General features: G+C 66.7%; 3 protein-coding genes and 1 pseudogene. All 4 read right to left on the bottom strand.

The window, feature by feature from the left end; all coding sequences use genetic code 11:
- Positions 1-140: 140 nt before the first annotated feature.
- The gene (locus tag CXZ05_RS22580) at positions 141-1,538 is read right to left on the bottom strand and encodes an L-serine ammonia-lyase (RefSeq protein ID WP_102974686.1); all 1,398 of its coding nucleotides are present in this window, start codon (positions 1,536-1,538) and stop codon (positions 141-143) included.
- 66 nt (positions 1,539-1,604) lie between these two features.
- Positions 1,605-1,988 (bottom strand): glycine cleavage system protein GcvH, encoded by a 384-nt coding sequence (gene gcvH / locus CXZ05_RS22575; protein WP_102974685.1) that lies wholly within the window; start codon positions 1,986-1,988, stop codon positions 1,605-1,607.
- A gap of 146 nt (positions 1,989-2,134) precedes the next feature.
- Entirely contained in the window at positions 2,135-3,268 is a 1,134-nt protein-coding gene (gcvT, locus tag CXZ05_RS22570; protein ID WP_102974684.1) for a glycine cleavage system aminomethyltransferase GcvT, read from the bottom strand.
- A 9-nt stretch (positions 3,269-3,277) separates the two neighbouring features.
- Positions 3,278-4,079: pseudogene (locus CXZ05_RS22565) on the bottom strand (glycine dehydrogenase (aminomethyl-transferring)); the annotation flags it as partial.

The raw sequence follows: 4,079 nt of genomic DNA, 5'->3' as shown, positions 1-4,079 counted from the left end.
GGACCTTGGCCTTGATCCAGTCCGGTTTGCGTTCCACCGGGGTGGCCGCATTGCGCTGCTCGATCCGCAGCATTTTCCGGCCTTCTGGTGCCAGTGTCATTGTTCTCTTTCCCTAGTACTAAATCTGCAGGAGTGCTAAATCAGCAGGCCACGACGTTGACGGCGAGGCCGCCCATCGCGGTTTCCTTGTATTTGGAGCTCATGTCCTTGCCGGTTTCGCGCATGGTCACGATGACCTCGTCCAGCGAGACCCGGTGCGAGCCGTCGCCCCACAACGCCATCTTGGCCGCGTTGATGGCCTTGGCGGCGGCAATGGCATTGCGTTCGATGCAGGGCACCTGCACCAGCCCGCCGATGGGGTCGCAGGTCAGGCCCAGGTTGTGCTCCATGGCGATTTCGGCGGCATTCTCCACCTGTGCGGGTGTGCCGCCCATGACCTCGGCAAGGCCGGCGGCGGCCATCGACGACGCCGAACCCACCTCACCCTGGCACCCCACCTCCGCGCCGGAGATGGACGCCTGTTCCTTGTACAGCACCCCGACGGCACCGGCGGCGAGCAGGAATTTCACCACGACGTCGTCGCGGTCTTCCTGGGTCGCCTGGTCCATCCCGGGAGCGAAGTGCAGCGCGTAGTAGAGGACGGCCGGGATGATGCCGGCGGCGCCGTTCGTGGGTGCGGTGACCACCCGGCCTCCTGAAGCGTTCTCCTCATTGACCGCCAGGGCGATCAGGTTCACCCATTCCTGCCAGTACATGGGGTCCCCGTCCTTGTCCTCCTTCAGGAGCCGCTCGTGCCAGTCCGGAGCACGACGGCGGACCTTCAGCCCGCCGGGCAGCAGCCCCTCACGCTTCAGGCTGGTTGCCACGCAGCCCTCCATCACCGAATAGATATGCAGCAGGCCTGCCCGGATGTCCTCCTCGGACCGGGACGTGCGCTCGTTGACCAGCATGATGTCCCCGATGGACAGGCCCTGGGAGCGGCAGTGCTCCAGCAGGTCCGCGGCGGTGCGGAACGGCAGCGGCAGCTCCTTCTTGGACTCATCGAGCTCCTGCTGGGCCGCATCCTCCTCGCCCTCGCGGACAATGAACCCGCCGCCGACCGAGAAAAAGGTGGCACTGTGCAGGACCTCGCCCGCGGCGTCCGAGACCGTGAAGGTCATGCCGTTGGTGTGCCGCGGCAGGATGGTCAGCGGCCGCAGGACCATGTCCTTCACCCCGTAGGGCAGGGCGACGGACCCTGCCAGCTGCAGGGTTCCGGACTCCGCGATCGCGGCGAGCCGTTCCTCGACCTCATCGGGCAGGATCAGCTCGGGGTGGAAGCCTTCCAGGCCCAGCAGGATCGCCGTCATGGTTCCGTGTCCATGGCCGGTTGCCGCGAGTGAGCCGTACAGGTCCACCCGCAGCGAGGCCACCTGCCCCAGCACCCCGGAGGACGTCAGCTCCTCCGCGAACACCGCCGCAGCCCGCATGGGTCCAACGGTGTGCGATGACGAAGGGCCAATGCCGATCGAGAAGAGATCAAAGACGCCAACAGCCATGGTCGGTTCCTAACTGGAGAGTTGTGGTCGGTTCGGGCTGGGGAGGTGGACTTGCTGGGGGTGGAGCTAGAGTTCGCCGCCGTTTGTCGCCGCGTATTCTTCGGCCGACATCAGCGGGCCCTCGTCGGTGACGGCCACCTTGAACAGCCAGCCGGCGCCATAGGGATCGCTGTTGATCAGGGCCGGATCGGCGACGACGCCGTCGTTGATCTCGGTCACTTCGCCGGTCACCGGTGCATATAGGTCGGAGACGGACTTGGTGGATTCCACCTCGCCGCAGGTCTCGCCTGCCGTGACGGTGGAGCCGACCTCGGGCAGGTCCACGTACACGATGTCGCCCAGGGCGTCGGCCGCGACAGCGGAAATGCCGATCCCCACAGGCCCGGCCCCGTCAGCAGCAACCCATTCGTGCTCAGCCGAGTACTTCAGTTCAGAAACAACTTTGCTCATTTCAATTCCTAACTTCGTCGTTTGAATAACAGTCCGGACGGCCCCTGCGGGGCCGGCATCCGGAAGCGTGCGTCTAAGGGAGCGTCACGTCCGCCCAGTGGGCGTCTTCGCGACCGAGCACGCGGAGGATGTTGGCGCTGCCGGGCCTAACGTGCCCGCTTGTAGAACGGCAGTGAGACCACTTCGAACTGCTCGGCCTTGCCGCGCAGGTCGACGTCCAGGACCGTGCCAACTTCGGAATACTCGACGTCGACATACGCCATCGCCACCGGATAGCCGAGGGTGGGGGAAGGCTGGCCGGAGGTGACCTCGCCGACCAGCGTGCCGTCCTTGAGAACGGGGTAGTGGCCGCGGGCGGCGCGCCGGCCCAGGCCCTTGAGGCCCACGAGCTTCTGGCCAATGGTGGAACCGACGCCGGCTGCCTTGATTGCAGCCAGTGCCTCCCTGCCCACGAAGTCGCTTTCCTTGGCCAGCGACACCACCGGGCCCAGCCCCGCCGCGTACGCATTGACGCGGCTCGAGAGCTCGTTGCCGTAGAGCGGCATGCCGGCTTCCAGGCGCAGCGAGTCACGGCAGGCCAGGCCCGCCGGGATGAGTCCGTGCACGGTGCCCGCGTCCAGAAGCGCCTCCCACAACCGGGCAGCGTCGTCGTTGGGCACGTAGATTTCGAAGCCGTCCTCGCCCGTGTAGCCGGTGCGCGCCAGCAGCAGAGTCTGGACAACGTCGTTGACGGCAATCCCTACCTCAACAGCCGCGTAGTACTTCAGCTCGGTCACCAGTGCGTGCTGTTCGGCCGGGACCAGCTGGAGCAGGATGGCTTCCGCGCTGGGCCCCTGCACCGCGATCAGCGAGGTCTCCGCCGAGACGTCCCCGACGGCGACGTCGAAGTTCGCGGCACGCTCGGCGAGGGCAGCGGCCACCTGTGCTGCGTTGCCGGCGTTGGGGACCACCAGGTACTCCTCCTCGCCACGGCGGTACGAGATCAGGTCGTCGATGATGCCGCCGTCGGCGTCGCAGATCAGGGAGTACTTGGCCTTGCCGACGGCGATTGCGGACAGCTTGCCGGCCAGGGCGTAGTCCAGGAAGGCGCCGGCATCCGGGCCGGTGACCCAGACTTCCCCCATGTGGGAGAGGTCGAACAGGCCGGCCGCGTTGCGCACGGCGTGGTGCTCGGCAAGCTCGGAGGTGTACTTGAGCGGCATCTGCCAGCCGCCGAAGTCGGTGAAGGACGCGCCGGCCTTCTTGTGCTGGTCGTAGAGCGCGGTGTAGTTCTCGGTCATTGTCAGTCCTTAGTTTTCGAAGTCTTCGAGAGGCGGGCAGGAGCAGACCAGGTTCCGGTCGCCGGCTGCACCGTCGATACGGCCCACCGGCGGGAAGTACTTGTCCTGCCGGAGCGATGCCACGGGGAAGGCGGCCTGCTCGCGGGGGTAGGAACGGTCCCAGCTGGAACTGACGACGGCGGCTGCCGTGTGGGGTGCGTTGCGCAGCGGGGAGTTCTCCGCGGCGAAATCGCCGTTGGCGACCTGCTCAATCTCGGCGTGGATGGTGATCATGGCCTTGATGAACCGGTCGATCTCGGCCAGGTCCTCGGACTCGGTGGGCTCCACCATCAGTGTGCCGGCGACCGGGAACGCCAGGGTGGGGGCGTGGAAACCGAAGTCGATCAGGCGCTTGGCCACGTCCTCGGCGGTGACGCCGGTGCGCGCCGTGAGTTCGCGCAGGTCCAGGATGCACTCGTGCGCCACGAGCCCACCTTCGCCGGTGTACAGGACCGGGAAGAACTCATTTAGCCGGGAAGCGACATAGTTCGCCGCCAGCAGCGCGGACTTGGTGGCCTCGGTCAGGCCGTCGCCCCCCATGAGCTTCACGTAGGCCCAGGAGATCGGCAGCACGCCCGCCGAACCGAAGCGCGAAGCGGAAATGGCGACGCCGTGCCCCGCTACACCACCCTCGAACGAAGCGTTGTTCGCATCTCCCGGCATGAACGGAGCGAGGTGGGCCTTGGCCGCAACCGGGCCGACGCCGGGTCCGCCGCCGCCGTGCGGGATGCAGAAGGTCTTGTGCAGGTTCAGGTGCGACACGTCACCGCCG

The sequence above is a fragment of the Arthrobacter sp. AFG20 genome, assembly GCF_002892795.1.
Lineage (GTDB): Bacteria > Actinomycetota > Actinomycetes > Actinomycetales > Micrococcaceae > Arthrobacter.
This window is presented reverse-complemented; position numbering and strand designations above follow the sequence as displayed.